The 24,991-nt window shown below is 55.6% G+C and carries 35 protein-coding genes; all 35 read left to right on the forward strand.

Features of this window, described 5'->3' with window-relative positions; all coding sequences use genetic code 11:
* The first annotated feature begins 56 nt into the window (after window positions 1-56).
* Window positions 57-4,256, forward strand: a complete 4,200-nt coding sequence (gene rpoC / locus DOCECA_RS25210) for a DNA-directed RNA polymerase subunit beta' (RefSeq protein WP_420767525.1) — start codon at window positions 57-59, stop codon at window positions 4,254-4,256.
* Window positions 4,257-4,472: 216 nt separating this feature from the next.
* Window positions 4,473-4,844 (forward strand): 30S ribosomal protein S12, encoded by a 372-nt coding sequence (gene rpsL / locus DOCECA_RS25215; protein WP_003186084.1) that lies wholly within the window; start codon window positions 4,473-4,475, stop codon window positions 4,842-4,844.
* A gap of 102 nt (window positions 4,845-4,946) precedes the next feature.
* The gene (gene rpsG, locus DOCECA_RS25220; protein WP_003186074.1) at window positions 4,947-5,417 is read left to right on the forward strand and encodes a 30S ribosomal protein S7; all 471 of its coding nucleotides are present in this window, start codon (window positions 4,947-4,949) and stop codon (window positions 5,415-5,417) included.
* Between the two features lie 30 nt (window positions 5,418-5,447).
* Window positions 5,448-7,553, forward strand: a complete 2,106-nt coding sequence (fusA, locus tag DOCECA_RS25225) for an elongation factor G (RefSeq protein ID WP_434562044.1) — start codon at window positions 5,448-5,450, stop codon at window positions 7,551-7,553.
* A 31-nt stretch (window positions 7,554-7,584) separates the two neighbouring features.
* On the forward strand, window positions 7,585-8,778 hold the full coding sequence (tuf, locus tag DOCECA_RS25230) for an elongation factor Tu (RefSeq protein WP_339481469.1): 1,194 nt from the start codon (window positions 7,585-7,587) through the stop codon (window positions 8,776-8,778).
* A 155-nt stretch (window positions 8,779-8,933) separates the two neighbouring features.
* A complete protein-coding gene (rpsJ, locus tag DOCECA_RS25235) occupies window positions 8,934-9,245 on the forward strand; it encodes a 30S ribosomal protein S10 (RefSeq protein ID WP_003186070.1) in 312 nt (103 codons plus the stop codon).
* A gap of 80 nt (window positions 9,246-9,325) precedes the next feature.
* Entirely contained in the window at window positions 9,326-9,961 is a 636-nt protein-coding gene (rplC, locus tag DOCECA_RS25240) for a 50S ribosomal protein L3 (protein WP_003186059.1), read from the forward strand.
* Window positions 9,962-9,973: 12 nt separating this feature from the next.
* On the forward strand, window positions 9,974-10,576 hold the full coding sequence (rplD, locus tag DOCECA_RS25245; protein WP_003186057.1) for a 50S ribosomal protein L4: 603 nt from the start codon (window positions 9,974-9,976) through the stop codon (window positions 10,574-10,576).
* The gene (rplW, locus tag DOCECA_RS25250) at window positions 10,573-10,872 is read left to right on the forward strand and encodes a 50S ribosomal protein L23 (protein WP_002555488.1); all 300 of its coding nucleotides are present in this window, start codon (window positions 10,573-10,575) and stop codon (window positions 10,870-10,872) included. The genes rplD and rplW overlap by 4 nt, the downstream gene beginning before the upstream one ends.
* Before the next feature lie 14 nt (window positions 10,873-10,886).
* On the forward strand, window positions 10,887-11,711 hold the full coding sequence (gene rplB / locus DOCECA_RS25255; protein ID WP_007924198.1) for a 50S ribosomal protein L2: 825 nt from the start codon (window positions 10,887-10,889) through the stop codon (window positions 11,709-11,711).
* A 16-nt stretch (window positions 11,712-11,727) separates the two neighbouring features.
* Entirely contained in the window at window positions 11,728-12,003 is a 276-nt protein-coding gene (rpsS, locus tag DOCECA_RS25260) for a 30S ribosomal protein S19 (protein WP_002555486.1), read from the forward strand.
* Between the two features lie 11 nt (window positions 12,004-12,014).
* A complete protein-coding gene (rplV, locus tag DOCECA_RS25265; RefSeq protein ID WP_003103908.1) occupies window positions 12,015-12,347 on the forward strand; it encodes a 50S ribosomal protein L22 in 333 nt (110 codons plus the stop codon).
* A 13-nt stretch (window positions 12,348-12,360) separates the two neighbouring features.
* Complete coding sequence (rpsC, locus tag DOCECA_RS25270) at window positions 12,361-13,047, forward strand: 30S ribosomal protein S3 (RefSeq protein WP_003176422.1); 687 nt, start codon at window positions 12,361-12,363, stop codon at window positions 13,045-13,047.
* A 12-nt stretch (window positions 13,048-13,059) separates the two neighbouring features.
* Complete coding sequence (gene rplP, locus DOCECA_RS25275; RefSeq protein WP_003186052.1) at window positions 13,060-13,473, forward strand: 50S ribosomal protein L16; 414 nt, start codon at window positions 13,060-13,062, stop codon at window positions 13,471-13,473.
* On the forward strand, window positions 13,473-13,664 hold the full coding sequence (rpmC, locus tag DOCECA_RS25280) for a 50S ribosomal protein L29 (protein ID WP_002555481.1): 192 nt from the start codon (window positions 13,473-13,475) through the stop codon (window positions 13,662-13,664). The genes rplP and rpmC overlap by 1 nt, the downstream gene beginning before the upstream one ends.
* Window positions 13,665-13,666: 2 nt before the next feature.
* Window positions 13,667-13,933, forward strand: a complete 267-nt coding sequence (rpsQ, locus tag DOCECA_RS25285) for a 30S ribosomal protein S17 (RefSeq protein WP_003194644.1) — start codon at window positions 13,667-13,669, stop codon at window positions 13,931-13,933.
* Window positions 13,934-13,956: 23 nt separating this feature from the next.
* Window positions 13,957-14,325 carry a 50S ribosomal protein L14 gene (gene rplN, locus DOCECA_RS25290; protein ID WP_420767526.1) on the forward strand — a complete coding sequence of 123 codons (369 nt, stop codon included), beginning with the start codon at window positions 13,957-13,959 and terminating at the stop codon, window positions 14,323-14,325.
* An 11-nt stretch (window positions 14,326-14,336) separates the two neighbouring features.
* Window positions 14,337-14,651, forward strand: a complete 315-nt coding sequence (rplX, locus tag DOCECA_RS25295) for a 50S ribosomal protein L24 (protein ID WP_003186046.1) — start codon at window positions 14,337-14,339, stop codon at window positions 14,649-14,651.
* A 20-nt stretch (window positions 14,652-14,671) separates the two neighbouring features.
* Window positions 14,672-15,211 (forward strand): 50S ribosomal protein L5, encoded by a 540-nt coding sequence (gene rplE, locus DOCECA_RS25300; protein WP_030140492.1) that lies wholly within the window; start codon window positions 14,672-14,674, stop codon window positions 15,209-15,211.
* 13 nt (window positions 15,212-15,224) lie between these two features.
* Complete coding sequence (gene rpsN, locus DOCECA_RS25305) at window positions 15,225-15,530, forward strand: 30S ribosomal protein S14 (protein WP_003186042.1); 306 nt, start codon at window positions 15,225-15,227, stop codon at window positions 15,528-15,530.
* A gap of 210 nt (window positions 15,531-15,740) precedes the next feature.
* Entirely contained in the window at window positions 15,741-16,133 is a 393-nt protein-coding gene (gene rpsH, locus DOCECA_RS25310; RefSeq protein ID WP_017848802.1) for a 30S ribosomal protein S8, read from the forward strand.
* Between the two features lie 12 nt (window positions 16,134-16,145).
* Entirely contained in the window at window positions 16,146-16,679 is a 534-nt protein-coding gene (gene rplF, locus DOCECA_RS25315) for a 50S ribosomal protein L6 (protein WP_003186039.1), read from the forward strand.
* Window positions 16,680-16,689: 10 nt separating this feature from the next.
* Window positions 16,690-17,040: a 50S ribosomal protein L18 gene (gene rplR / locus DOCECA_RS25320; RefSeq protein WP_003186037.1), complete on the forward strand. Its 351-nt coding sequence runs from the start codon at window positions 16,690-16,692 to the stop codon at window positions 17,038-17,040.
* A gap of 3 nt (window positions 17,041-17,043) precedes the next feature.
* Entirely contained in the window at window positions 17,044-17,544 is a 501-nt protein-coding gene (rpsE, locus tag DOCECA_RS25325) for a 30S ribosomal protein S5 (protein ID WP_003186035.1), read from the forward strand.
* Window positions 17,545-17,546: 2 nt separating this feature from the next.
* Window positions 17,547-17,723 carry a 50S ribosomal protein L30 gene (gene rpmD, locus DOCECA_RS25330; protein ID WP_003176408.1) on the forward strand — a complete coding sequence of 59 codons (177 nt, stop codon included), beginning with the start codon at window positions 17,547-17,549 and terminating at the stop codon, window positions 17,721-17,723.
* A gap of 3 nt (window positions 17,724-17,726) precedes the next feature.
* Window positions 17,727-18,164 (forward strand): 50S ribosomal protein L15, encoded by a 438-nt coding sequence (rplO, locus tag DOCECA_RS25335; protein ID WP_003186032.1) that lies wholly within the window; start codon window positions 17,727-17,729, stop codon window positions 18,162-18,164.
* Complete coding sequence (secY, locus tag DOCECA_RS25340; RefSeq protein WP_018612224.1) at window positions 18,165-19,493, forward strand: preprotein translocase subunit SecY; 1,329 nt, start codon at window positions 18,165-18,167, stop codon at window positions 19,491-19,493.
* A 30-nt stretch (window positions 19,494-19,523) separates the two neighbouring features.
* A complete protein-coding gene (gene rpmJ, locus DOCECA_RS25345; RefSeq protein ID WP_002555468.1) occupies window positions 19,524-19,640 on the forward strand; it encodes a 50S ribosomal protein L36 in 117 nt (38 codons plus the stop codon).
* Between the two features lie 130 nt (window positions 19,641-19,770).
* Window positions 19,771-20,127: a 30S ribosomal protein S13 gene (gene rpsM, locus DOCECA_RS25350; RefSeq protein WP_009045849.1), complete on the forward strand. Its 357-nt coding sequence runs from the start codon at window positions 19,771-19,773 to the stop codon at window positions 20,125-20,127.
* A gap of 30 nt (window positions 20,128-20,157) precedes the next feature.
* Entirely contained in the window at window positions 20,158-20,547 is a 390-nt protein-coding gene (gene rpsK / locus DOCECA_RS25355; protein WP_002555466.1) for a 30S ribosomal protein S11, read from the forward strand.
* 18 nt (window positions 20,548-20,565) lie between these two features.
* On the forward strand, window positions 20,566-21,186 hold the full coding sequence (gene rpsD / locus DOCECA_RS25360) for a 30S ribosomal protein S4 (RefSeq protein ID WP_003176404.1): 621 nt from the start codon (window positions 20,566-20,568) through the stop codon (window positions 21,184-21,186).
* Between the two features lie 22 nt (window positions 21,187-21,208).
* Window positions 21,209-22,210, forward strand: a complete 1,002-nt coding sequence (locus DOCECA_RS25365; protein WP_420767527.1) for a DNA-directed RNA polymerase subunit alpha — start codon at window positions 21,209-21,211, stop codon at window positions 22,208-22,210.
* 42 nt (window positions 22,211-22,252) lie between these two features.
* Window positions 22,253-22,639: a 50S ribosomal protein L17 gene (rplQ, locus tag DOCECA_RS25370; protein ID WP_003176402.1), complete on the forward strand. Its 387-nt coding sequence runs from the start codon at window positions 22,253-22,255 to the stop codon at window positions 22,637-22,639.
* A 240-nt stretch (window positions 22,640-22,879) separates the two neighbouring features.
* On the forward strand, window positions 22,880-24,328 hold the full coding sequence (locus tag DOCECA_RS25375; RefSeq protein WP_445571251.1) for a catalase: 1,449 nt from the start codon (window positions 22,880-22,882) through the stop codon (window positions 24,326-24,328).
* Between the two features lie 158 nt (window positions 24,329-24,486).
* Window positions 24,487-24,951 (forward strand): bacterioferritin, encoded by a 465-nt coding sequence (gene bfr / locus DOCECA_RS25380; RefSeq protein WP_420767529.1) that lies wholly within the window; start codon window positions 24,487-24,489, stop codon window positions 24,949-24,951.
* Window positions 24,952-24,991: the final 40 nt, after the last annotated feature.

The following is a 24,991-nucleotide window of genomic DNA, read 5'->3' on the forward strand; positions in this document are numbered from 1 at the left end:
GCGAATCGAGAGCGGGGCTGTTTTGCCCGCTCTCTGCTCCGCCAGGAGGAAAGGCCTTGAAAGACCTACTGAATTTGCTGAAAAACCAGGGTCAAGTCGAAGAGTTCGACGCCATCCGTATTGGATTGGCCTCGCCTGAGATGATCCGTTCGTGGTCGTTCGGTGAAGTAAAAAAACCGGAAACCATCAACTACCGTACGTTCAAACCCGAGCGTGATGGTCTGTTCTGCGCCAAGATCTTTGGCCCGGTAAAGGATTACGAGTGCCTGTGCGGTAAGTACAAGCGCTTGAAGCATCGCGGCGTGATCTGCGAGAAGTGCGGCGTTGAAGTCGCGCTGGCAAAAGTTCGTCGTGAGCGCATGGCGCACATCGAACTGGCCTCGCCGGTTGCCCACATCTGGTTCCTGAAATCGCTGCCGTCCCGTATCGGCCTGCTGATGGACATGACCCTGCGTGATATCGAACGCGTTCTCTACTTCGAGAGCTATGTCGTTATCGATCCAGGCATGACCACTCTTGAAAAAGGTCAGCTGCTCAACGACGAACAGTACTTCGAAGCGCTGGAAGAGTTCGGCGACGATTTCGATGCCCGCATGGGTGCCGAAGCTGTCCGCGAACTGCTGCACGCTATCGACCTGGAGCACGAGATTGGTCGTCTGCGTGAAGAGATTCCGCAAACCAACTCCGAAACCAAGATCAAGAAGCTGTCCAAGCGTCTGAAGTTGATGGAAGCCTTCCAGGGTTCCGGCAATCTGCCAGAGTGGATGGTGCTGACCGTTCTGCCGGTACTGCCGCCAGACCTGCGTCCGCTGGTTCCGCTTGATGGCGGTCGTTTCGCGACTTCCGACCTCAACGATCTGTATCGTCGGGTGATCAACCGTAACAACCGCTTGAAGCGCCTGCTCGATCTGTCCGCTCCGGACATCATCGTGCGCAACGAAAAGCGTATGTTGCAGGAAGCGGTGGACGCATTGCTCGACAACGGTCGTCGTGGCCGCGCTATCACCGGTTCGAACAAGCGTCCTCTGAAATCCCTGGCTGACATGATCAAGGGTAAGCAGGGTCGTTTCCGTCAGAACTTGCTCGGTAAGCGTGTTGACTACTCCGGTCGTTCGGTAATTACCGTAGGCCCGACCCTGCGTCTGCACCAGTGCGGCCTGCCAAAGAAAATGGCCCTGGAACTGTTCAAACCGTTCATCTTCGGCAAGCTGGAAATGCGTGGTCTTGCGACCACCATCAAGGCCGCCAAGAAGATGGTCGAGCGCGAGCTGCCAGAGGTCTGGGACGTTCTTGCCGAAGTAATTCGCGAACACCCAGTGCTGCTCAACCGTGCACCGACCCTTCACCGTCTGGGTATCCAGGCGTTTGAACCGGTACTGATCGAAGGTAAGGCTATCCAGCTGCACCCGCTGGTCTGTGCTGCGTACAACGCCGACTTCGACGGCGACCAAATGGCCGTGCACGTACCGCTGACGCTGGAAGCCCAGCTCGAAGCGCGTGCGTTGATGATGTCGACCAACAACATCCTGTCGCCAGCCAACGGTGAGCCAATCATCGTTCCGTCCCAGGACGTTGTATTGGGTCTGTACTACATGACTCGTGAAGCGATCAACGCCAAGGGCGAAGGTCGTGTGTTCGCGGACCTGCAGGAAGTTGACCGTGTGTTCCGTGCCGGCGAAGCCGCACTGCACGCCAAGGTCAAGGTGCGGATCAACGAAACCGTAAACGATCGTGATGGCAACAGCGTGACCAACACTCGTATCGTCGACACCACCGTCGGCCGTGCGCTGCTGTTCCAGGTCGTGCCGAAAGGCTTGTCCTTCGATGTCGTCAACCTGCCGATGAAGAAAAAGGCGATCTCCAAGCTGATCAACCAGTGCTACCGCGTGGTTGGTCTGAAAGAGACCGTGATCTTCGCTGACCAGTTGATGTACACCGGTTTTGCCTATTCGACCATCTCCGGCGTTTCCATCGGTGTTAACGACTTCGTTATCCCTGATGAAAAAGCCCGCATCATCGGTGCAGCCACCGAAGAAGTGAAAGAGATCGAAAGCCAGTACGCGTCCGGCCTGGTAACCCAGGGCGAGAAGTACAACAAGGTGATCGACCTCTGGTCCAAGGCGAACGACGAAGTATCCAAGGCCATGATGGCCAACCTCTCGAAAGAGAAGGTCATCGACCGCCATGGCAAGGAAGTCGACCAGGAATCCTTCAACTCGATGTACATGATGGCCGACTCGGGTGCGCGGGGTTCTGCTGCGCAGATCCGTCAGCTCGCCGGTATGCGTGGCCTGATGGCCAAGCCGGACGGCTCCATCATCGAGACCCCGATTACTGCGAACTTCCGTGAAGGTTTGAGCGTACTCCAGTACTTCATCTCCACTCACGGTGCTCGTAAGGGTCTTGCGGATACCGCGTTGAAAACGGCGAACTCCGGTTACCTGACTCGTCGTCTGGTAGACGTTGCCCAGGATCTGGTCGTGACCGAGATCGATTGCGGCACCGAGCATGGCCTGGTAATGACTCCGCACATCGAAGGCGGTGACGTTGTAGAGCCGCTGGGTGAGCGCGTATTGGGTCGTGTCATCGCCCGTGACGTATTCAAGCCGGGTACCGAGGACGTCATCGTTCCTGCTGGCACCCTGGTTGACGAGAAGTGGGTCGAATTCATCGAACTCAACAGCATCGACGAAGTGATCGTGCGCTCGCCGATCAGCTGTGAAACCCGCTACGGCATCTGCGCCAAGTGCTACGGTCGCGACCTGGCACGTGGTCACCAGGTGAACATCGGTGAAGCGGTCGGCGTTATTGCTGCCCAGTCCATCGGTGAGCCGGGTACCCAGCTGACCATGCGTACGTTCCACATCGGTGGTGCGGCAAGCCGGACCTCCGCGGCCGACAGCGTTCAGGTGAAGAATGGCGGTACTGTCCGCCTGCACAACCTGAAGCATGTTGAGCGTGTCGACGGTCACCTGGTCGCCGTTTCCCGTTCCGGTGAGTTGGCGATTGCCGACGACTTCGGTCGTGAGCGCGAGCGCTACAAGCTGCCGTACGGTGCCGTGATTTCGGTGAAGGAAGGCGACAAGGTCGACGCTGGTGCCATCGTGGCCAAGTGGGATCCGCACACTCACCCAATCGTCACCGAGATGAAAGGTACCGTGACCTACGTGGGCATGGAAGAAGGCATCACGATCAAGCGTCAGACTGACGAATTGACCGGTATGACCAACATCGAAGTGCTCGACGCAAAAGATCGTCCAGCTGCAGGCAAGGACATCCGTCCGGCCGTGAAGATGGTCGACGACAACGGCAAGGATCTGTTGCTGCCAGGTACTGACGTAATCGCTCAGTACTTCCTGCCAGCCAACGCCCTGGTCGGTGTTGCGGACGGTGCGCGGATCGCGATCGGTGATGTTATCGCTCGTATCCCGCAAGAAACTTCGAAGACTCGCGACATCACCGGTGGTCTGCCGCGTGTTGCCGACTTGTTCGAAGCTCGTCGTCCGAAAGAAGCCTCGATTCTGGCTGAAGTCAGCGGCACCATCGCGTTCGGTAAAGAAACCAAGGGCAAGCGCCGTCTGGTTATCACCCCGAACGACGGTAGCGATCCGTACGAAGAGCTGATTCCTAAGTGGCGTCACCTGAACGTCTTCGAAGGCGAACAGGTAAACCGCGGCGAAGTTATCTCCGACGGTCCGAGCGATCCACATGACATCCTGCGTCTGCTGGGTGTCAGTGCGCTGGCCAAGTACATCGTGAACGAAATCCAGGACGTTTATCGTCTGCAGGGCGTGAAGATCAACGACAAGCACATCGAGACCATCCTGCGTCAGATGCTGCGTAAAGTTGAGATCTCCGAGTCTGGCGACTCCAGCTTCATCAAGGGCGACCAGATGGAACTGACTCACGTGCTGGTGGAAAACGAGCGTCTGGCGAACGAGGACAAGTTCCTTGCCAAGTTCACTCGCGTACTGCTGGGTATCACCAAGGCGTCGCTGTCCACCGAATCGTTCATCTCGGCGGCTTCCTTCCAGGAAACCACTCGCGTACTGACCGAGGCGGCGGTAACCGGCAAGCGCGACTACTTGCGCGGCCTGAAAGAAAACGTGGTCGTGGGTCGTCTGATCCCGGCCGGTACCGGTTTGGCCTATCACAGCGAACGCAAGCGTCGTCGTGATGCAGACAAGCCGCTGCGCGTGAGCGCCAGTGAAGTGGAAGCTGCACTGACCGAAGCACTGAACTCGAGCGGTAACTGAGTTCGGCGTTGATTAAGTGCCTGGCCCTGGCCATCCCGTTCGGCGGATCGAGACAAATTGTCGAGATTCGGTGGGCGGGGAGGTCGGGGCCTTGCCTTGACTGGGGACAAGATCCTCTTTAGACTCTTGATCCCCTAAATTTGGCGGGAATTCGTTCCTGCCATTTTGCTTTTCTTGTAAGACAATAGCGTCGCAAGACAACAGTGGAGCTAGTAGATGGCAACTATCAACCAGCTGGTACGTCAGCCGCGTAAGCGTATCGTCGAGAAATCCGACGTGCCTGCGCTGCAGAACTGCCCGCAACGTCGTGGCGTATGCACCCGTGTGTATACCACCACGCCGAAAAAACCTAACTCGGCACTGCGTAAAGTATGCCGTGTGCGCCTGACCAACGGTTTCGAGGTTTCCTCGTACATCGGTGGTGAAGGTCACAACCTGCAAGAGCACAGCGTGGTACTGATCCGCGGCGGTCGTGTAAAAGACTTGCCAGGTGTTCGTTACCACACCGTCCGCGGTTCTTTGGATACTTCCGGCGTTAAAGGTCGTAACCAGGGTCGCTCGAAGTACGGTACCAAGCGTCCGAAGTAATCGGTCGTTTTGCAGTTTTTCATTTTTATTGAGTCGATAAGAGTAAGGTCGGGCACGCATCCGCTGTCCCGGGCTAACCTGAAGACCGCTTGAGGGCTTATCATGCCAAGACGTCGCGTAGCAGCCAAGCGTGAGATTCTGGACGATCCGAAATACGGAAGCCAGATTCTCGCCAAGTTCATGAACCACGTTATGGAAAGCGGCAAGAAAGCCGTTGCCGAACGTATCGTTTATGGCGCACTGGACAAAGTTAAGGAACGCAAGAACAGCGATCCCCTGGAAATCTTCGAGAAAGCTCTCGACGCCATCGCTCCGCTGGTCGAAGTGAAGTCGCGCCGTGTAGGCGGTGCTACTTACCAGGTTCCGGTCGAAGTTCGTCCTTCCCGTCGTAACGCCCTGGCAATGCGCTGGCTGGTAGACTTCGCCCGCAAGCGCGGCGAGAAGTCCATGGCCCTGCGTTTGGCTGGTGAACTGTTGGACGCTGCTGAAGGTAAAGGTGCTGCAGTTAAGAAGCGTGAAGACGTGCACCGTATGGCTGAAGCCAACAAGGCTTTCTCGCACTACCGCTTCTAATTTTAGCGTCACTCAATTTGCGAGGGCTTTATGGCTCGTACTACACCGATTAACCGCTACCGTAACATCGGTATCGTTGCTCACGTGGATGCTGGTAAGACCACCACCACCGAGCGCGTCCTTTTTTACACCGGCAAAAGTCACAAAATGGGCGAGGTGCATGACGGCGCCGCGACCACAGACTGGATGGTTCAGGAGCAGGAGCGTGGTATTACCATTACTTCTGCTGCTATCACCGCCTTCTGGAAAGGTTCCGAGAAGCAGTACCCGCACGAGCATCGCTTCAACGTTATCGATACCCCGGGCCACGTAGACTTCACCATTGAAGTTGAGCGTTCCCTGCGTGTACTCGACGGCGCGGTCGTTGTGTTCTGTGGTACTTCGGGCGTTGAGCCTCAGTCGGAAACCGTATGGCGTCAGGCCAACAAATACGGTGTTCCACGTCTTGTTTATGTAAACAAGATGGACCGTGCTGGTGCCAACTTCCTGCGCGTGATCGGTCAGATCAAGCAGCGTCTGGGTCACACTCCGGTGCCTATCCAGCTCGCTATCGGTTCGGAAGACAACTTCCAGGGCCAGATCGACCTGATCAACATGCAGGCCGTGTACTGGAATGACTCCGACAAGGGCATGGTCCCTGTTCGTAAGGAAATTCCTGCCGAGCTGTTGGAAGAAGCCGAGCAATGGCGCAGCAACATGGTTGAGGCTGCGGCCGAAGCCAATGAAGAGCTGATGAACAAGTACCTCGAGGGCGAAGAACTCTCCAACGAGGAAATCAAGGCCGCTCTGCGTCAGCGTACTATCGCTGGTGAGATCGTTCTGGCTGTTTGCGGTTCTTCCTTCAAGAACAAGGGCGTTCCCCTGGTTCTCGACGCCGTTATCGACTTCCTGCCTGCTCCAACCGACATTCCTGCTATCAAGGGTTCCAACCCGGATAACGAGGAAGAGGAAATGGAGCGTCACGCAAGTGACGACGAGCCGTTCGCGGCTTTGGCGTTCAAGATCGCTACTGACCCATTCGTGGGTACCTTGACCTTCGTTCGAGTTTACTCGGGCGTGTTGGCATCCGGCGACGGCGTGATCAACTCGGTAAAAGGCAAGAAAGAGCGCGTGGGTCGTATGGTGCAAATGCACGCAAACGCCCGTGAAGAAATCAAGGAAGTGCGCGCTGGCGACATCGCGGCCTTGATCGGCATGAAGGACGTCACCACCGGTGAAACCTTGTGCAACGCTGACAAGCCAATCATCCTGGTTCGCATGGACTTCCCGGAGCCGGTTATCTCGGTTGCCGTTGAGCCTAAGACCAAGGACGACCAGGAAAAAATGGGTATCGCTCTGGGCAAGCTCGCTCAGGAAGACCCTTCTTTCCGCGTCAAGACTGATGAAGAGACTGGTCAGACGATCATCTCCGGCATGGGCGAGCTGCACCTGGACATCCTGGTTGACCGGATGCGCCGTGAGTTCAACGTCGAAGCCAACATCGGTAAGCCTCAGGTTTCCTATCGTGAGCGCATCACGAAGAGCTGTGAAATCGAAGGCAAGTTCGTTCGCCAGTCCGGCGGTCGTGGCCAATTCGGTCATTGCTGGATCCGTTTTGCACCGGCTGACGAAGGTCAGGAAGGTCTGCAATTCCTGAACGAAGTCGTTGGTGGTGTGGTTCCTAAGGAATACATCCCGGCGATCCAGAAAGGTATCGAAGAGCAGATGAAGAACGGCGTTGTTGCCGGCTATCCGCTGATCGGCCTGAAGGCGACTGTGTTCGACGGTTCTTACCACGACGTCGACTCCAACGAGATGGCGTTTAAGGTGGCTGCTTCCATGGCTACCAAGCAACTGGCCCAGAAGGGCGGTGGTGAGTTGCTTGAACCTATCATGGCGGTAGAAGTCGTTACGCCTGAAGACTACATGGGTGATGTCATGGGCGACCTTAACCGTCGTCGTGGCATGATTCTGGGTATGGAAGATACGGTTTCCGGCAAGGTTATCCGCGCCGAGGTTCCGTTGGGTGAGATGTTCGGTTACGCAACCGACGTTCGCTCCATGTCTCAGGGTCGCGCAAGCTACTCTATGGAATTCAAAAAATACAATACAGCTCCGTCGCATATCGTCGAGACTGTTACCAAAAAGCAAGGCTGATCCAGCCCCTTTAAGCTAGGAGTTAATTGTCGTGGCTAAAGAAAAATTTGAACGGAACAAACCGCACGTCAACGTTGGCACCATCGGCCACGTTGACCACGGTAAAACTACCCTGACCGCTGCTCTGACCCGTGTCTGCTCCGAAGTTTTCGGTTCGGCCAAGGTTGACTTCGACAAGATCGACAGCGCCCCGGAAGAGAAAGCTCGCGGTATCACCATCAACACCGCTCACGTTGAATACGATTCGTCCGTGCGTCACTACGCACACGTTGACTGCCCAGGTCACGCCGACTACGTAAAAAACATGATCACCGGTGCTGCCCAGATGGACGGCGCGATCCTGGTTTGCTCGGCCGCTGATGGTCCGATGCCACAAACCCGTGAGCACATCCTGCTGTCCCGTCAGGTAGGCGTTCCGTACATCGTTGTCTTCCTGAACAAGGCTGACATGGTTGACGACGCTGAGCTGCTGGAACTGGTTGAGATGGAAGTGCGCGACCTGCTGAGCACTTACGACTTCCCAGGTGATGACACTCCAATCATCATCGGTTCGGCTCTGATGGCTCTGAACGGCCAAGACGACAACGAAATGGGCACCACTGCTGTCAAGAAGCTGGTGGAAACTCTGGACAGCTACATCCCAGAGCCAGAGCGTGCTATCGACAAGCCGTTCCTGATGCCAATCGAAGACGTATTCTCGATCTCCGGTCGCGGTACTGTTGTGACTGGTCGTGTTGAGCGTGGCATCGTCCGTATCCAGGAAGAAGTTGAGATCGTCGGTCTGCGCGACACTCAGAAAACTACCTGCACCGGCGTTGAAATGTTCCGCAAGCTGCTCGACGAAGGTCGTGCTGGCGAGAACTGCGGCGTACTGCTGCGCGGCACCAAGCGTGACGACGTTGAGCGTGGCCAGGTTCTGGTCAAGCCAGGCACCGTCAAGCCGCACACCAAGTTCACCGCAGAAGTCTACGTTCTGAGCAAGGAAGAAGGCGGTCGTCACACTCCGTTCTTCAAAGGCTACCGTCCACAGTTCTACTTCCGTACAACTGACGTGACTGGTAACTGCGAGCTGCCAGAAGGCGTTGAAATGGTAATGCCAGGTGACAACATTCAGATGACTGTCACTCTGATCAAGACCATCGCAATGGAAGACGGCCTGCGTTTCGCTATCCGTGAAGGCGGTCGTACCGTCGGCGCTGGCGTCGTAGCCAAAGTCATCGAATAAGACTCTTTCAGAGTCGACTCGATGAACAGGAAAGCCCCCGCTTAGCGGGGGCTTTTTTATTAGGTTGACACCTATCAGGGGCGTCTATAGAATTGCGCCTCCTTTTAACGGGCGTATTGCGCCCGGTGGGAATAGCAGCCGGAGTCTGAAATCCAATGCAAAATCAGCAAATCCGTATCAGGTTGAAGGCTTTTGACCATCGCCTGATCGACCAATCCACCCAGGAAATCGTGGAAACCGCGAAACGTACTGGTGCTCAAGTGCGTGGTCCAATTCCACTGCCTACCCGTAAAGAGCGGTTCACCGTTCTGGTCTCCCCGCACGTCAACAAAGACGCGCGTGACCAGTACGAGATCCGTACTCATAAGCGCGTTCTGGACATCGTCCAGCCAACGGATAAAACCGTTGATGCTCTTATGAAGCTTGATCTTGCGGCCGGTGTGGAAGTGCAGATCAGCCTCGGCTAAGACTCGGTCTTAGTCGTGTAACGCTCTGAAATGGGCGGCCATAGCGGGTGAAAGCCCCGTACACTCATGAGGTTTACAACATGACTATTGGTGTAGTCGGTCGTAAATGCGGTATGACCCGTATTTTCACCGAAGAAGGTGTCTCCATTCCGGTCACGGTCATTGAGATCGAGCCGAATCGCGTCACCCAGTTCAAAACTGAAGAGACCGATGGCTATCGTGCAGTGCAAGTCACTGTCGGCGAGCGTCGCGCTTCGCGTGTAACAGCTGCTCAAGCTGGCCACTTCGCCAAGGCGAACGTAGCCGCTGGTCGTACCGTAATGGAATTCCGCCTTGAAGAAGGCGAGTACCAGGCCGGCGATCTGATCAACGCTGAAATCTTCGCTGCTGGTCAACTGGTTGATGTAACCGGTCAGTCCAAAGGTAAAGGCTTCCAGGGTACGATCAAGCGTTGGAACTTCCGCGGGCAAGATAACACCCACGGTAACTCCGTATCCCACCGCGTTCCAGGCTCTATCGGCCAGTGCCAGACTCCTGGTCGTGTATTCAAGGGCAAAAAAATGTCCGGTCATATGGGCGCTGAGCGCGTGACCGTGCAGTCCCTCGAAGTAGTGCGCGTGGACGCTGAACGCAATCTGTTGTTGGTCAAGGGCGCTGTTCCTGGCGCTACTGGCGGCAACTTGGTTGTACGTCCAGCAGCCAAGGCTCGCGGTTAAGGGGAAGCTGACATGCAATTAAATGTAAATGACGCTCAAGCGATCGAAGTTTCCGAACTGACATTTGGCGGCGAATTCAACGAGACGCTGGTTCACCAAGCAGTCGTGGCCTACATGGCCGGCGGCCGTCAAGGTAGCAAGCAGCAAAAGACCCGTTCCGACGTTTCTGGTGGCGGTAAGCGCCCATGGCGTCAGAAAGGTACTGGCCGTGCTCGTGCCGGTACTATCCGTAGCCCAATCTGGCGTGGCGGCGGTACCACTTTCGCAGCTCGTCCTCAGGATCACTCCCAGAAGCTGAACAAGAAGATGTACCGCGCAGCAATGCGTTCCATCCTTGCTGAGCTGGTGCGTACTGATCGTCTGGTCGTGGTTCAGGACTTCGCTGTTGAAGCACCGAAAACCAAAGATCTGCTGAACAAGCTGAATGGCATGGGTCTGACTGACGTCCTGATCGTGTCTGACGCTGTTGATCAGAACCTGTACCTGGCTGCTCGCAACCTGCCACACGTCGACGTTCGTGACGTGCAGGGTTCCGATCCGGTCAGTCTGATCGCATACGACAAGGTGTTGATCACCGTGTCGGCCGTGAAGAAATTCGAGGAGCTGCTGGGATGAACCAGGAACGCGTATTTAAAGTTCTGCTTGGCCCGCACGTTTCCGAGAAGGCTACGGTTCTGGCAGACAAGAAAGGCCAGTTCGTTTTCAAGGTTGCAACCGATGCAACCAAGCTGGAAATCAAGAAGGCCGTCGAAAGCCTGTTCAGCGTCAAAGTAGAGCGCGTTACTACCCTGAATGTTCTGGGTAAAAGCAAGCGCACTGCTCGCGGTCTGGGCAAGCGTAATGACTGGAAGAAGGCAGTTATCTCCCTTCAGCCAGGCCAAGATCTCGATTTCAGCAGCAGTGCTGAGTAAGGAAGGGGTGCATCATGGCAATCGTTAAATGCAAACCGACTTCCCCTGGCCGCCGTTTTGTGGTCAAGGTGGTCAACCAGGAGCTGCATAAAGGCGCTCCTCACGCACCGCTGCTCGAGAAAAAATCGAAGTCTGGTGGTCGTAACAACAATGGCCGTATTACCACTCGTCACGTTGGTGGTGGTCATAAGCAGCATTATCGTCTGGTCGACTTCCGTCGCAACGACAAGGATGGCATCGCTGCCACCGTCGAGCGTATCGAATACGATCCAAACCGTACTGCTCACATCGCTCTGCTGCTGTACGCAGATGGCGAGCGTCGCTACATCATCGCCCCTAAAGGCGTGAGCGCTGGCGACCAGCTGATCGCAGGTGCCTTGGCGCCGATCAAGCCGGGCAACGCTCTGCAACTGCGTAACATTCCAGTTGGTAGCACCGTACACGGCATCGAATTGAAGCCAGGTAAAGGCGCGCAAATCGCTCGTTCCGCTGGTGCTTCGGCTCAGCTGATCGCTCGTGAAGGTGTCTACGTGACCCTGCGTCTGCGTTCTGGTGAGATGCGTAAAGTACTGGCTGAATGCCGTGCGACCCTGGGCGAAGTCTCGAACTCCGAGCACAGCCTGCGTTCGTTGGGTAAAGCTGGTGCCAAGCGCTGGCGTGGCGTTCGCCCAACCGTTCGTGGTGTTGCCATGAACCCGGTTGACCACCCACATGGTGGTGGTGAAGGTCGTACCTCTGGTGGTCGTCATCCGGTATCGCCATGGGGCTTCCCGACTAAGGGCGCGAAGACTCGTGGTAATAAGCGTACCGACAAAATGATCGTCCGTCGTCGCAAGTAAATAGAGGGATACGACAGTGCCACGTTCTCTGAAAAAAGGTCCTTTTATTGATCTTCACCTACTGAAGAAGATCGAAGTGGCGGCGGAAAAGAACGATCGCAAACCAGTTAAGACCTGGTCGCGCCGTTCGATGATCCTGCCACAAATGGTCGGTCTGACCATCGCTGTACACAACGGTCGCCAGCACGTCCCAGTTCTCGTGAACGAAGACATGGTCGGCCACAAACTGGGCGAGTTCGCCGGTACCCGCACATACCGTGGGCACGTGGCTGACAAGAAAGCCAAGCGTTAAGGGGTAAGGAAATGGAAGTAGCCGCTAAGTTGTCGGGCGCTCGAATCTCCGCCCAGAAAGCCCGCTTGGTCGCCGACCAGATCCGCGGGAAGAAGGTGGGCGAAGCGCTCAACCTGTTGGCTTTCAGCAGTAAGAAAGCCGCCGAGATCATGAAAAAAGTGCTGGAGTCGGCCGTAGCCAACGCCGAGCATAACGAAGGCGCAGACGTTGATGACCTGAAGGTCAGCACCGTTTTCGTCAACGAAGGGCGTTCGCTGAAGCGCATCATGCCACGTGCCAAAGGCCGTGCTGATCGCATCGTCAAGCGGTCTTGCCATATCACTGTCAAGGTTGCTGACAAGTAACGGAGTCGAAGAGATGGGTCAGAAAGTACATCCCATTGGCATTCGCCTGGGAATCGTCAAGGAGCACACCTCCGTCTGGTACGCAGACGGTCGGACTTATGCGGACTACTTGTTCGCTGATCTGAAGGTGCGTGAGTATCTCCAAGACAAACTAAAAAGCGCGTCCGTCAGCCGTATCGATATCCATCGTCCGGCTCAGACTGCACGTATCACCATCCACACCGCTCGCCCAGGTATCGTTATCGGGAAGAAAGGTGAAGATGTTGAGAAACTGCGTCAGGACCTGACCAAGCAAATGGGTGTGCCTGTGCACATCAATATCGAAGAGATCCGCAAGCCGGAACTCGACGGTATGCTGGTTGCGCAGAGCGTAGCTCAGCAGCTGGAGCGCCGTGTAATGTTCCGTCGCGCTATGAAGCGCGCTGTACAGAACGCAATGCGCATTGGTGCCAAAGGCATCAAAATCCAAGTGAGCGGTCGTCTCGGCGGTGCTGAAATCGCACGTACTGAATGGTATCGCGAAGGTCGTGTGCCACTGCACACCCTGCGTGCCGACATCGACTATGCCAACTACGAAGCTCACACCACCTACGGTGTGATCGGTGTAAAGGTTTGGATCTTCAAAGGCGAAGTAATTGGTGGTCGCCAAGAAGAACTGAAGCCACAAGCACCAGCGCCTCGTAAAAAAGCTGCTAAGTAAGGGGTACGCCAAATGTTGCAACCAAAGCGTACGAAGTTCCGCAAGCAGATGACCGGTCACAACCGTGGCCTGGCATTGCGCGGTAGCAAAGTCAGCTTCGGCGAGTTCGCGCTGAAGTCTGTTGCTCGTGGTCGTCTCACCGCTCGTCAGATCGAGTCAGCGCGTCGTGCTCTGACCCGTCACGTAAAACGTGGCGGCAAGATCTGGATCCGTGTATTCCCGGACAAGCCTGTCACCAAGAAGCCACTCGAAGTTCGGATGGGTAAAGGTAAGGGTAACGTGGAGTACTGGGTTGCCCAGATTCAGCCAGGCAAAGTCCTGTACGAAATCGAGGGTGTTTCTGAAGAGCTGGCGCGTGAGGCTTTCGCCCTGGCTGCTGCAAAGCTGCCGCTCGCCACCTCCTTTGTTAAACGGACGGTGATGTGATGAAAGCGAATGAACTTCGTGAAAAATCAGCACAGCAGCTGAACGAGCAACTGCTCGGCCTGCTGCGCGACCAGTTCAATCTGCGTATGCAGAAAGCAACTGGCCAGTTGGGGCAGTCTCATCTGCTCTCGCAAGTTAAGCGTGACATCGCTCGCGTGAAAACTGTGCTCAACCAGCAGGCAGGTAAGTAATCATGGCTGAAGCCGAAAAAACTGTCCGTACGCTGACTGGCCGTGTTGTCAGCGACAAGATGGACAAAACCATCACCGTTCTGATCGAGCGTCGCGTTAAGCACCCGATCTACGGTAAATACGTTAAGCGTTCGACTAAGCTGCACGCGCACGACGAAACCAATCAGTGCCACATCGGCGACAAGGTCACTATTCGTGAGACTCGTCCGATGGCCAAGACCAAGTCTTGGGCGCTGGTTGATGTTCTCGAACGCGCTGTGGAAGTCTAAGGGCTAGGGGTCGGAGAAATTATATGATTCAGACTCAATCCATGCTCGATGTGGCCGATAACAGCGGCGCTCGCCGTGTTATGTGCATCAAGGTGCTGGGTGGCTCCCATCGTCGTTACGCTGGTATCGGTGACATCATCAAAGTTACCGTCAAGGAAGCAATTCCTCGCGGTAAGGTGAAAAAAGGCCAAGTGATGACTGCTATCGTAGTCCGCACTCGCCACGGTGTTCGTCGTGCTGACGGCTCCATCATCCGCTTTGATGGCAACGCTGCTGTTCTGTTGAACAACAAGCAAGAGCCAATCGGCACCCGTATCTTTGGGCCAGTGACCCGTGAACTTCGTACTGAGAAGTTCATGAAGATCGTCTCGCTCGCCCCAGAAGTGCTGTAAGGAGATCCGACATGCAAAAGATTCGTCGTGACGACGAGATCATCGTGATCGCCGGCAAAGACAAGGGTAAGCGCGGTAAGGTGCTGAAGGTTCTTGCTGACAACCGTCTGGTTGTTGGTGGTCTGAACCTGGTCAAGCGTCATACCAAGCCTAACCCGATGTCGGGCGTACAAGGCGGTATCGTCGAGAAAGAAGCGCCACTGCACGCTTCCAACGTCGCCATCTTCAACGGCGAAACCAACAAGGCTGACCGCGTTGGTTTCAAAGTAGAAGACGGTAAGAAAATTCGTGTCTTCAAGTCGACCCAAAAAGCGGTTGATGCTTGAACACTGCTAGGTAGAAGACCATGGCACGACTAAAAGAGATTTACCGGAAGGAAATCGCACCGAAACTTAAGGAAGAACTTAAGCTTTCGAACGTGATGGAAGTTCCGCGCGTTACCAAAATCACCCTGAACATGGGTCTGGGCGAAGCGATCGGCGACAAAAAAGTCATCGAGCATGCCGTTGCCGACCTGGAAAAGATCACCGGTCAGAAAGTCGTTGTGACTTACGCTCGGAAATCCATCGCTGGCTTTAAAGTCCGTGAAGGTTGGCCGATCGGCGTCAAAGTGACCCTGCGCCGTGAGCGTATGTACGAGTTCCTGGATCGTCTGCTGTCGATCTCCCTGCCTCGGGTTCGCGACTTCCGCGGCCTGAATGCCAAGTCCTTCGATGGTCGTGGCAACTACAGCATGGGCGTGAAAGAGCAGATCATTTTCCCGGAAATCGATTACGACAAGATCGATGCTCTCCGCGGTCTGGACATTACCCTGACCACCACTGCTCGGACGGATGAAGAAGGTCGCGCGCTGCTGCGTGCTTTCAAATTCCCGTTCCGCAACTGATTGGAGTAGGACAATGGCCAAGAAGAGCATGAAGAACCGTGAGCTGAAGCGTCAGCTCACCGTTGCCAAGTACGCCACCAAGCGTGCAGCGCTGAAAGCTATCATCGTTGATCTGAACGCAAGTCCAGAAGCGCGTTGGGAAGCTACCGTAGCACTGCAGAAGCAGCCACGTGACGCCAGCGCCTCGCGCATGCGTAACCGCTGCCGCCTGACTGGTCGTCCGCACGGCGTGTACCGCAAGTTCGGCCTCGGCCGTAACATGCTGCGTCAAGCCGCTATGCGTGGTGACGTTCCAGGTCTGGTCAAAGCCAGCTGGTAAGCACTGTCAATGTCCTGGTGTTCGGGGTCGCGAGATCCTGACCGCCGGTGACCTTGAACTTGAATCAAGCCCCTTTTGGGGCTTGATTCATTTCTGGGGTGTGTCTAGAATACCCGGCTCGCCTGAGCCCGTGTTTTTATTGCGCGGATGCGCTCGGCGACACGTACTAGCCGAAAGGCTAATTTTTTGTGTATTAGGAGCGTCTAGCCCATGAGTATGCAGGACCCGTTAGCGGACATGCTAACTCGTATCCGTAATGCCCAGATGGCTGAAAAGTCCGTCGTAAGCATGCCATCTTCCACGTTGAAGGTAGCTGTTGCCAAAGTCCTGAAGGACGAAGGTTACATTGCGGGTTATCAGATCAGCAGCGAAATCAAGCCTCTGCTGTCCATCGAGCTGAAGTACTTCGAAGGCCGTCCGGTCATCGAGGAAGTGAAGCGCGTTAGCCGTCCTGGCCTGCGTCAGTACAAGTCCGTTGAGGATCTGCCGAAAGTTCGTGGCGGCCTGGGCGTGTCTATCGTCTCCACCAACAAAGGTGTGATGACGGATCGTGCTGCGCGCGCTGCCGGTGTCGGCGGCGAAGTTCTTTGCACTGTGTTCTAAGGGGGGATAAGCATGTCACGCGTCGCTAAGAACCCCGTTAAGCTGCCAGCCGGTGTCGAAGTCAAATTCGCAGGCCAACAGCTTTCGGTGAAGGGTGCCAAGGGCACTCTGCAACTGAACATCCATTCGTCCGTTGAGATCGTTGAAGAAGCTGGTGAGCTGCGTTTCGCTGCTCGCAATGGCGATCAACAGACTCGCGCAATGGCTGGTACCACTCGTGCGTTGGTTAACAACATGGTCCAAGGCGTAAGCCAAGGCTTCGAGCGCAAGCTCCAGCTGGTCGGTGTTGGTTACAAAGCGCAAGCAAAAGGCACAGTGCTGAACCTGGCTCTTGGCTTCTCGCACCCAGTGGATTATGAACTGCCGGAAGGCATCACCGCTGAGACTCCTAGCCAGACCGATATCCTGATCAAGGGCATCGACAAGCAGCTGGTAGGTCAAGTGGCCGCCGAGATCCGCGACTTCCGTCCACCAGAGCCGTACAAAGGCAAAGGTGTGCGCTACGCGGACGAAGTCGTCCGTCGTAAAGAAGCCAAGAAGAAGTAGGGCATAGCAAATGACCGACAAAAAAGTTACTCGACTGCGTCGCGCTCGCAAAGCACGCCTGAAAATGCACGAACTCGAAGTCGTGCGTCTCTGCGTGTTCCGCTCGTCGCAGCACATCTACGCCCAGGTCATTTCGGCCGACGGCAACAAAGTCCTGGCAAGTGCCTCGACTTTGGATAAAGAACTGCGTGATGGCGCCACTGGCAACATCGACGCGGCCACTAAGGTTGGCCAGCTGGTCGCTACGCGTGCTAAAGCCGCTGGCGTCTCGCAGGTGGCTTTCGACCGCTCTGGCTTCAAGTACCACGGCCGCGTCAAGGCGCTGGCTGATGCTGCTCGTGAAGCTGGGCTGGAGTTCTAAGTTATGTCAAATAACGACCAAAAGCGCGACGAAGGCTACATCGAGAAGCTGGTTCAAGTTAACCGCGTAGCCAAAACCGTTAAAGGCGGCCGTATCTTCACTTTCACCGCGTTGACCGTGGTAGGTGATGGTAAGGGCCGTGTTGGCTTCGGCCGTGGCAAGTCGCGTGAAGTGCCTGCTGCGATCCAGAAGGCAATGGAAGCTGCTCGCCGCAACATGATCCAGGTTGATCTGAACGGCACCACCCTGCAGTACGCAATGAAGTCTGCCCATGGCGCTTCGAAGGTGTACATGCAGCCTGCTTCTGAAGGTACCGGTATCATCGCTGGTGGCGCTATGCGTGCTGTCCTCGAAGTTGCTGGCGTTCAGAACGTTCTGGCCAAGTGCTACGGCTCGACTAACCCGGTAAACGTGGTTCACGCCACTTTCAAGGGTTTGAAAGCAATGCAGTCTCCTGAATCCATTGCCGCCAAGCGTGGCAAAAGCGTCAAGGAGATCTTCTGATCATGGCTACCGTAAAAGTTACGCTGATCAAAAGCATGACCGGCCGCATCCCTAACCACAAACTGTGCGTTAAGGGTCTGGGTCTGCGTCGCATCGGTCACACTGTAGAAGTCCAGGATACTCCCGAGAATCGCGGGATGATCAACAAGGCTTACTACATGCTGCGTGTCGAGGGTTAATCGATGAAACTCAATGATCTGAGTCCAGCGCCGGGTTCCCGTCGCGAAAAGCATCGTCCGGGCCGTGGTATCGGTAGTGGTTTGGGCAAGACCGGTGGCCGTGGCCACAAAGGTCAGACCTCCCGCTCCGGTGGCACCATCGCTCCAGGCTTTGAAGGCGGTCAACAGCCGCTGCATCGTCGCCTGCCGAAGTTCGGTTTCGTTTCCCTGAAAGCCATGGACCGCGCTGAAGTGCGTCTGTCCGAGCTGGCCAAAGTGGACGGCGACATCGTCACCGTGCAGTCCCTGAAGGATGCCAACGTGATCAACCAGAACGTACAGCGTGTGAAAATCATGCTGTCGGGCGAAGTTGCTCGTGCTGTCACCATCGGAAAGGGAATCGGCGCCACCAAAGGTGCGCGTGCGGCTATCGAAGCAGCTGGCGGCAAGTTCGAGGAATAAATGGCTAAGCAAGGTGCTCTCTCTGCGCTCGGCAAAGGCGGTATGTCTGAACTCTGGGCTCGTCTGCGTTTTCTGTTCCTGGCGATTATCGTCTACCGAATAGGCGCACACATCCCGGTTCCAGGTATCAACCCGGACCGACTCGCGGACCTGTTTCGACAGAATGAGGGGACCATTCTTAGCTTGTTCAACATGTTTTCCGGCGGCGCGCTGGAGCGGATGAGCATCTTTGCACTGGGGATCATGCCGTACATTTCGGCATCGATCATCATGCAGCTGATGTCCGCTGTCAGTCCGCAGTTGGAGCAGTTGAAGAAGGAAGGTGAAGCTGGCCGTCGCAAGATCAGCCAGTACACCCGCTACCTCACTGTCGTCCTCGCTCTCGTCCAGGCCGTTGGCATGTCCATCGGTCTGGCGGGGCAGGGCGTAGCGTTCACTGGTGACTTTGGCTTCCATTTCGTCGCGGTAACCACTTTTGTGGCGGGCGCGATGTTCATGATGTGGCTGGGTGAGCAGATTACTGAGCGTGGTGTTGGCAACGGTATCTCGATGTTGATCTTCGCAGGTATCGTCGCCGGTCTTCCGAGAGCGATCGGGCAGTCTTTCGAGTCTGCGCGTCAGGGCGATATCAACATCTTTGCTCTGGTTGCCATCGGTTTGCTGGCAGTAGCGATTATCGGTTTCGTGGTGTTCATCGAGCGTGGTCAGCGTCGTATTGCTGTTCACTACGCCAAGCGTCAGCAGGGCCGTAAGGTTTTTGCTGCGCAGACCAGCCACTTGCCGTTGAAGGTGAACATGGCCGGTGTTATCCCGGCCATTTTCGCGAGCAGCATCTTGCTGTTCCCGGCTTCGTTGGGTGCCTGGTTCGGCCAGTCTGAAGGTATGGGCTGGTTGCAGGACATCTCGCAGTCGATCGCTCCTGGTCAGCCGTTGAATATTCTGCTGTTTAGTGCAGGGATTATTTTCTTCTGCTTCTTCTATACGGCGTTGATGTTCAATCCGAAAGACGTAGCGGAAAACCTGAAGAAGTCCGGTGCCTTTATTCCGGGTATCCGTCCTGGTGAGCAGTCTGCGCGCTACATTGATGGCGTTCTGACTCGTTTGACCTTGTTCGGTGCTCTTTACATGACGGCCGTCTGCTTGCTTCCCCAGTTCCTGGTGGTTGCGGCAAACGTTCCGTTCTACCTTGGCGGGACCTCGTTGCTGATCGTGGTCGTGGTTGTGATGGACTTCATGTCCCAAGTACAATCGCACCTCGTTTCGCACCAGTACGAATCCCTGATGAAGAAAGCCAACCTGAAGGGCTACGGCAGCGGCATGTTGCGCTGAGTAGCGTCCATAAGGTTCGAGGAGTTGGTGATGAAAGTTCGTGCATCGGTGAAAAAGCTGTGCCGCAACTGCAAGATTATTCGCCGCGAAGGTGTTGTTCGGGTAATTTGCAGCGCGGAACCGCGTCACAAACAGCGCCAAGGCTGAGTGTGATTGTGCTTTAAGCCCGGCAGCTAGTGCGCTGCCGGGTTGATTATTTGTTATTACAGCGATATTATCTCGCGCCCTATTTCTTGGCTTCCGGGGCGTAGGTAGCTGTCAATTGGAGTCCCACTGAATGGCCCGTATTGCAGGCGTTAACATTCCAGATAACAAGCATACTGTTATCTCGCTGACCTACATCTATGGTGTTGGTCGCACTACTGCACAGAAAATTTGTGCAGAGACTGGGGTCAACCCAGCCGCAAAGATCAAGGATCTGAGCGACGAGCAAATTGAACAGCTGCGTGGCGAAGTGGCGAAGTTCACCACTGAAGGTGACCTGCGTCGCGAAATCAACATGAAAATCAAGCGCTTGATGGACCTCGGTTGCTATCGCGGTCTGCGTCATCGTCGTGGTCTGCCAGTACGCGGTCAGCGTACCAAGACCAACGCGCGTACCCGTAAAGGTCCGCGTAAGCCGATCCGCAAGTAATCGCCCCAGCGAATCGACAGGAATTTAATCATGGCAAAACCTGCTGCTCGTCCTCGTAAAAAAGTTAAAAAGACAGTGGTTGATGGCATCGCCCACATCCATGCTTCTTTTAACAACACCATCGTGACCATTACCGACCGTCAAGGTAACGCTCTTTCCTGGGCTACCTCCGGTGGTTCGGGTTTCCGCGGTTCCCGCAAGTCCACCCCGTTCGCTGCTCAAGTAGCTGCTGAGCGTGCTGGTCAAGCTGCGCTGGAATACGGCCTGAAAAACCTCGACGTCAACGTCAAAGGTCCAGGTCCAGGTCGTGAATCCGCAGTCCGCGCTTTGAACGGCTGTGGCTACAAGATCGCCAGCATCACCGACGTGACGCCAATCCCGCACAACGGGTGCCGTCCGCCGAAGAAGCGCCGCGTGTAATCCAGGAGATTGTAAAGAATGGCTCGTTACATTGGTCCAAAATGCAAACTCGCTCGTCGCGAAGGCACCGATCTCTTCCTGAAGAGCGGCGTGCGCGCGATCGAATCGAAGTGCAACATCGAAGCAGCACCTGGTATCCACGGCCAACGCCGCGGTCGCCAGTCCGACTACGGCACCCAACTGCGTGAAAAGCAGAAGGTCCGTCGTATCTATGGCGTTCTCGAGCGTCAATTCAGCGGCTACTACAAAGAAGCTGCTGGCAAGAAAGGCGCAACCGGCGAAAACCTGTTGCAGCTGCTCGAATGCCGCCTGGACAACGTTGTATACCGTATGGGTTTCGGTTCTACTCGTGCCGAATCCCGTCAGCTGGTATCGCACAAGTCGATCAGCGTTAACGGCCAGACCGTGAACGTTCCGTCCTACCAGGTTCGTGCTGGTGACGTGGTTGCTGTTCGCGAGAAAGCAAAGAACCAACTTCGCATTGTCCAAGCTCTCGATCTGTGTGCCCAACGTGGCCGCGTAGAATGGGTAGAAGTAGACACTGAGAAGAAGTCGGGCGTTTTCAAGAACGTTCCTGCTCGCAGTGATCTGTCCGCCGACATCAACGAAAGCCTGATTGTCGAGCTCTACTCCAAGTAAGGGCTAGAAAATAGGTGCATCCATGCAGATTTCGGTAAATGAGTTCCTGACACCCCGCCATATTGATGTGCAGGTTGTCAGTCCAACCCGCGCCAAGATCACACTCGAGCCTCTCGAGCGTGGTTTCGGCCACACCCTGGGCAACGCGCTGCGCCGCATCCTGTTGTCCTCAATGCCCGGCTGTGCAGTAGTCGAGGCCGAGATTGACGGTGTGCTCCATGAGTACAGCGCCATCGAAGGTGTACAGGAAGACGTAATTGAAATCCTGTTGAACCTTAAAGGTCTGGCTATCAAGCTGCACGGTCGTGACGAAGTTACGCTGACCTTGTCGAAGAAGGGTTCGGGGGTGGTTACCGCTGCCGATATTCAGCTGGATCATGATGTCGAGATCGTTAACCCCGATCACGTAATCGCTAACCTGGCGTCTAACGGCGCCCTGAACATGAAGCTCACCGTAGCTCGTGGTCGTGGTTATGAACCGGCAGATTCGCGTCAGAGCGATGAAGACGAAAGCCGCAGCATTGGTCGCTTGCAGCTTGACTCTTCGTTCAGCCCGGTTCGCCGTATCGCATACGTGGTGGAAAACGCCCGTGTCGAACAGCGTACCAACCTGGACAAGCTGGTTATTGATCTGGAAACCAACGGTACCCTGGATCCTGAAGAGGCAATCCGCCGCGCTGCAACCATTCTGCAACAGCAGTTGGCTGCGTTCGTCGACCTCAAGGGTGACATCGTGCCTGAGGCTATCGAGCAGGAAGACGAGATCGATCCGATCCTGCTTCGCCCGGTTGACGATCTGGAACTGACTGTACGTTCGGCTAACTGCCTTAAGGCGGAAAACATCTACTACATCGGCGACCTGATTCAGCGTACCGAAGTAGAGCTGTTGAAGACTCCGAACCTTGGCAAGAAATCCTTGACTGAAATCAAGGACGTTCTGGCCTCCCGCGGTCTGTCCCTCGGCATGCGCCTCGACAACTGGCCGCCTGCAAGTCTTAAGAAGGACGACAAGGCGACTGCCTGATCGTCGTAATCACCGAACGTTGTGTTTGGTAAGGAATGAACCATGCGTCATCGTAAAAGTGGTCGTCACCTGAGCCGCACCAGCTCGCACCGCAAGGCCATGTTCCAGAACATGGCGGTGTCGCTGTTCGAGCACGAGCTGATCAAAACTACACTGCCGAAAGCCAAAGAACTGCGCCGCGTTGCCGAGCCGCTGATCACTCTGGCCAAGACAGACAGCCTGGCTAACCGCCGCCTGGCCTTCGACCGTACCCGTTCGAAAGCCATCGTTGGTAAGCTCTTCAACGACCTGGGCAAGCGTTACGCTACCCGTGAGGGTGGCTACCTGCGCATCCTCAAGTGCGGTTTCCGCGCTGGCGACAACGCGCCTATGGCGTACGTCGAGTTGGTTGATCGTGCTACTGCTGGCGAAGCTGTAAGCGCCGAGTAAGACGACAGTCTGAAACGAAGAACCGGGCCCAGTGCCCGGTTTTTTGTGCTCGCAAGAAAACAGCTTATTCATACAAGCTTGCTTGGGTCGCAAACGCCACTATATGGCGTTGGGGTTGTTGTTAGATAATTTCTATTGAAGCGCACAATTTAATGAATTTGTGGCGCTCATCTTGTTGATCAATACTCCTCACCAGCCGATTAGCCGGCAGTCCGAAGACCGACCTAGGAAGAATTGAGCATGAGCCAGATCAAAACGCTTACGACCGCTAGCGGCGCCCCCGTCGCCGATAACCAGAACTCTCGCTCCGCAGGTCCTCGTGGCCCGCTGCTGCTCGATGATTTCCACCTGATCGAGAAGCTTGCTCATTTCAACCGCGAAAATATTCCCGAGCGTCGCGTGCACGCTAAAGGGTCGGGCGCATACGGTACGTTTACCGTAACGCGTGACATTACCCAATACACCAGCGCCAAGCTGTTCGAATCGGTCGGTAAGCAGACGCCTACGTTCCTTCGCTTCTCTACCGTGGGCGGCGAGCGCGGTTCTGCGGATACCGAGCGCGATCCTCGAGGCTTCGCCCTTAAGTTCTACACAGAAGAAGGTAACTGGGACATCGTTGGCAACAACACCCCGGTGTTCTTCATCCGCGACCCGCTGAAATTCCCAGACTTCATCCACACTCAGAAACGCTTGCCGCAAAGCAACCTCAAGAGTGCCCAGATGATGTGGGATTTCTGGTCGCATTCCCCAGAGGCGCTGCACCAGGTCACCATTCTGTTTTCCGATCGGGGTATTCCTGACGGCTACCGTCATATGCACGGCTTCGGCAGTCACACCTACAGCCTGATCAATGGCCAAGGCGAACGTCACTGGGTTAAATGGCACTACAAGACCAAGCAAGGCATCAAGAATCTCGCGCCGGCAGAAGCCGCGCGCCTGGCGGGCACCGATCCGGATTACGCCCAGCGCGACCTGTTCAATGCAATTGAGCGCGGTGACTTTCCAAAATGGAGCGTCTGCATCCAAATCATGAGCGAAGCCCAGGCTGCAGCCCATTACGAGAATCCGTTCGACGTGACCAAGACCTGGTCGCAGAAGGAATTCCCGCTGATCGAAGTCGGCGAACTCGAGCTGAATCGTAATCCCTTGAACTACTTTGCTGAAGTGGAGCAAGCGGCGTTCGGGCCGAGCAACATGGTGCCGGGCGTGGGTCTTTCGCCTGATCGCATGTTGCAGGGCCGTGTATTCGCCTACGCCGATGCTCACCGCTACCGCGTAGGTACCAACCACCAGCAACTGCCGGTGAATGCTCCGCGCAGCCCGGTCAATACCTACCAGCGCGACGGTTCCATGGCTTTTGGCAGTAACGGCGGCGCAGCGCCAAACTATGAGCCCAACAGTTACGTGGAGGCGCCGAAGCAAGCCCCGCGTTATGCGGAACCGGCACTGGCCCTCAGCGGTGCAGCGGATCGTTATGATCATCGCGAGGACACCGACTACTACAGCCATGCAGGTGCGCTGTTCCGCTTGATGAACGAGGAACAGAAGGCGCTGTTGATCAGCAATGTCGCCGGTGCAATGGCAGGCGTGTCGGCTGATGTGGTTGATCGCCAACTGCAGCATTTCTTCAAGGCAGACCCTGCTTACGGAGAGGGTATCGCGAAGGCGTTGGGCGTACAGCTTAACTAAGTCTAAACGAGAAGCAGAACCGCCCTCATTTGGGCGGTTTTTGCGTTATTTAGCGCTCTTTTCTTAGATTTTCTTCGCTTTTGTTGCGCTGGGCGAGTGACCTTGCAGTCAGCTTGGTTCAAACTAGAGCCTTTCAAAGCTTGTGGAGATGTAGGGCGATGCAAGGTCACCCAGACGTAATCGATTACCTCAACACGTTGCTGACCGGCGAACTGGCGGCCCGTGATCAATATTTCATCCATTCGCGGATGTACGAGGATTGGGGTTTTACCGAGCTCTACGAACGTATCAACCATGAGATGGAAGAAGAGGCTCAGCACGCCGATGCGCTGATGCGCCGGATCCTGATGCTTGAAGGCACGCCACGCATGCGTCCGGACGACCTGGACATCGGCACTACCGTGCCTGACATGCTCGCTGCCGACTTGCGTTTGGAGTACAAGGTTCGCGCTGCTTTGTGTAAAGGTATCGAGCTGTGCGAGCAGCACAACGACTATGTAACTCGCGAGATCTTACGTGTGCAGCTCAACGACACCGAAGAAGATCACACTTACTGGCTGGAAAAACAGTTGGGCCTGATCAAGCTGATCGGGTTGGAGAATTACCTGCAATCGCAATATTGATCGTAGGCAGGTTCTCTCTGAAAACGAAAAGCCCCTGGCA

Source organism: Pseudomonas sp. E102 (assembly GCF_052660185.1).

Coding starts and splice junctions, on each gene's coding strand:
- rpsE (WP_003186035.1), top strand. CDS start 17,044: ATGTCAAATAACGACCAAAAGCGCGACGAAGGCTACATCGAGAAGCTG.
- rpsC (WP_003176422.1), top strand. CDS start 12,361: ATGGGTCAGAAAGTACATCCCATTGGCATTCGCCTGGGAATCGTCAAG.
- rplO (WP_003186032.1), top strand. CDS start 17,727: ATGAAACTCAATGATCTGAGTCCAGCGCCGGGTTCCCGTCGCGAAAAG.
- rpsM (WP_009045849.1), top strand. CDS start 19,771: ATGGCCCGTATTGCAGGCGTTAACATTCCAGATAACAAGCATACTGTT.
- rplC (WP_003186059.1), top strand. CDS start 9,326: ATGACTATTGGTGTAGTCGGTCGTAAATGCGGTATGACCCGTATTTTC.
- secY (WP_018612224.1), top strand. CDS start 18,165: ATGGCTAAGCAAGGTGCTCTCTCTGCGCTCGGCAAAGGCGGTATGTCT.
- rpsG (WP_003186074.1), top strand. CDS start 4,947: ATGCCAAGACGTCGCGTAGCAGCCAAGCGTGAGATTCTGGACGATCCG.
- rpsH (WP_017848802.1), top strand. CDS start 15,741: ATGAGTATGCAGGACCCGTTAGCGGACATGCTAACTCGTATCCGTAAT.
- rpmC (WP_002555481.1), top strand. CDS start 13,473: ATGAAAGCGAATGAACTTCGTGAAAAATCAGCACAGCAGCTGAACGAG.
- rplW (WP_002555488.1), top strand. CDS start 10,573: ATGAACCAGGAACGCGTATTTAAAGTTCTGCTTGGCCCGCACGTTTCC.
- rplR (WP_003186037.1), top strand. CDS start 16,690: ATGACCGACAAAAAAGTTACTCGACTGCGTCGCGCTCGCAAAGCACGC.
- bfr (WP_420767529.1), top strand. CDS start 24,487: ATGCAAGGTCACCCAGACGTAATCGATTACCTCAACACGTTGCTGACC.
- rpmJ (WP_002555468.1), top strand. CDS start 19,524: ATGAAAGTTCGTGCATCGGTGAAAAAGCTGTGCCGCAACTGCAAGATT.
- rplE (WP_030140492.1), top strand. CDS start 14,672: ATGGCACGACTAAAAGAGATTTACCGGAAGGAAATCGCACCGAAACTT.
- DOCECA_RS25375 (WP_445571251.1), top strand. CDS start 22,880: ATGAGCCAGATCAAAACGCTTACGACCGCTAGCGGCGCCCCCGTCGCC.
- rplB (WP_007924198.1), top strand. CDS start 10,887: ATGGCAATCGTTAAATGCAAACCGACTTCCCCTGGCCGCCGTTTTGTG.
- rplD (WP_003186057.1), top strand. CDS start 9,974: ATGCAATTAAATGTAAATGACGCTCAAGCGATCGAAGTTTCCGAACTG.
- rpsD (WP_003176404.1), top strand. CDS start 20,566: ATGGCTCGTTACATTGGTCCAAAATGCAAACTCGCTCGTCGCGAAGGC.
- rpmD (WP_003176408.1), top strand. CDS start 17,547: ATGGCTACCGTAAAAGTTACGCTGATCAAAAGCATGACCGGCCGCATC.
- rpsN (WP_003186042.1), top strand. CDS start 15,225: ATGGCCAAGAAGAGCATGAAGAACCGTGAGCTGAAGCGTCAGCTCACC.
- rpsJ (WP_003186070.1), top strand. CDS start 8,934: ATGCAAAATCAGCAAATCCGTATCAGGTTGAAGGCTTTTGACCATCGC.
- fusA (WP_434562044.1), top strand. CDS start 5,448: ATGGCTCGTACTACACCGATTAACCGCTACCGTAACATCGGTATCGTT.
- rplX (WP_003186046.1), top strand. CDS start 14,337: ATGCAAAAGATTCGTCGTGACGACGAGATCATCGTGATCGCCGGCAAA.
- rplN (WP_420767526.1), top strand. CDS start 13,957: ATGATTCAGACTCAATCCATGCTCGATGTGGCCGATAACAGCGGCGCT.
- rpsQ (WP_003194644.1), top strand. CDS start 13,667: ATGGCTGAAGCCGAAAAAACTGTCCGTACGCTGACTGGCCGTGTTGTC.
- rplQ (WP_003176402.1), top strand. CDS start 22,253: ATGCGTCATCGTAAAAGTGGTCGTCACCTGAGCCGCACCAGCTCGCAC.
- rpsK (WP_002555466.1), top strand. CDS start 20,158: ATGGCAAAACCTGCTGCTCGTCCTCGTAAAAAAGTTAAAAAGACAGTG.
- rpsL (WP_003186084.1), top strand. CDS start 4,473: ATGGCAACTATCAACCAGCTGGTACGTCAGCCGCGTAAGCGTATCGTC.
- DOCECA_RS25365 (WP_420767527.1), top strand. CDS start 21,209: ATGCAGATTTCGGTAAATGAGTTCCTGACACCCCGCCATATTGATGTG.
- rplF (WP_003186039.1), top strand. CDS start 16,146: ATGTCACGCGTCGCTAAGAACCCCGTTAAGCTGCCAGCCGGTGTCGAA.
- rplV (WP_003103908.1), top strand. CDS start 12,015: ATGGAAGTAGCCGCTAAGTTGTCGGGCGCTCGAATCTCCGCCCAGAAA.
- rplP (WP_003186052.1), top strand. CDS start 13,060: ATGTTGCAACCAAAGCGTACGAAGTTCCGCAAGCAGATGACCGGTCAC.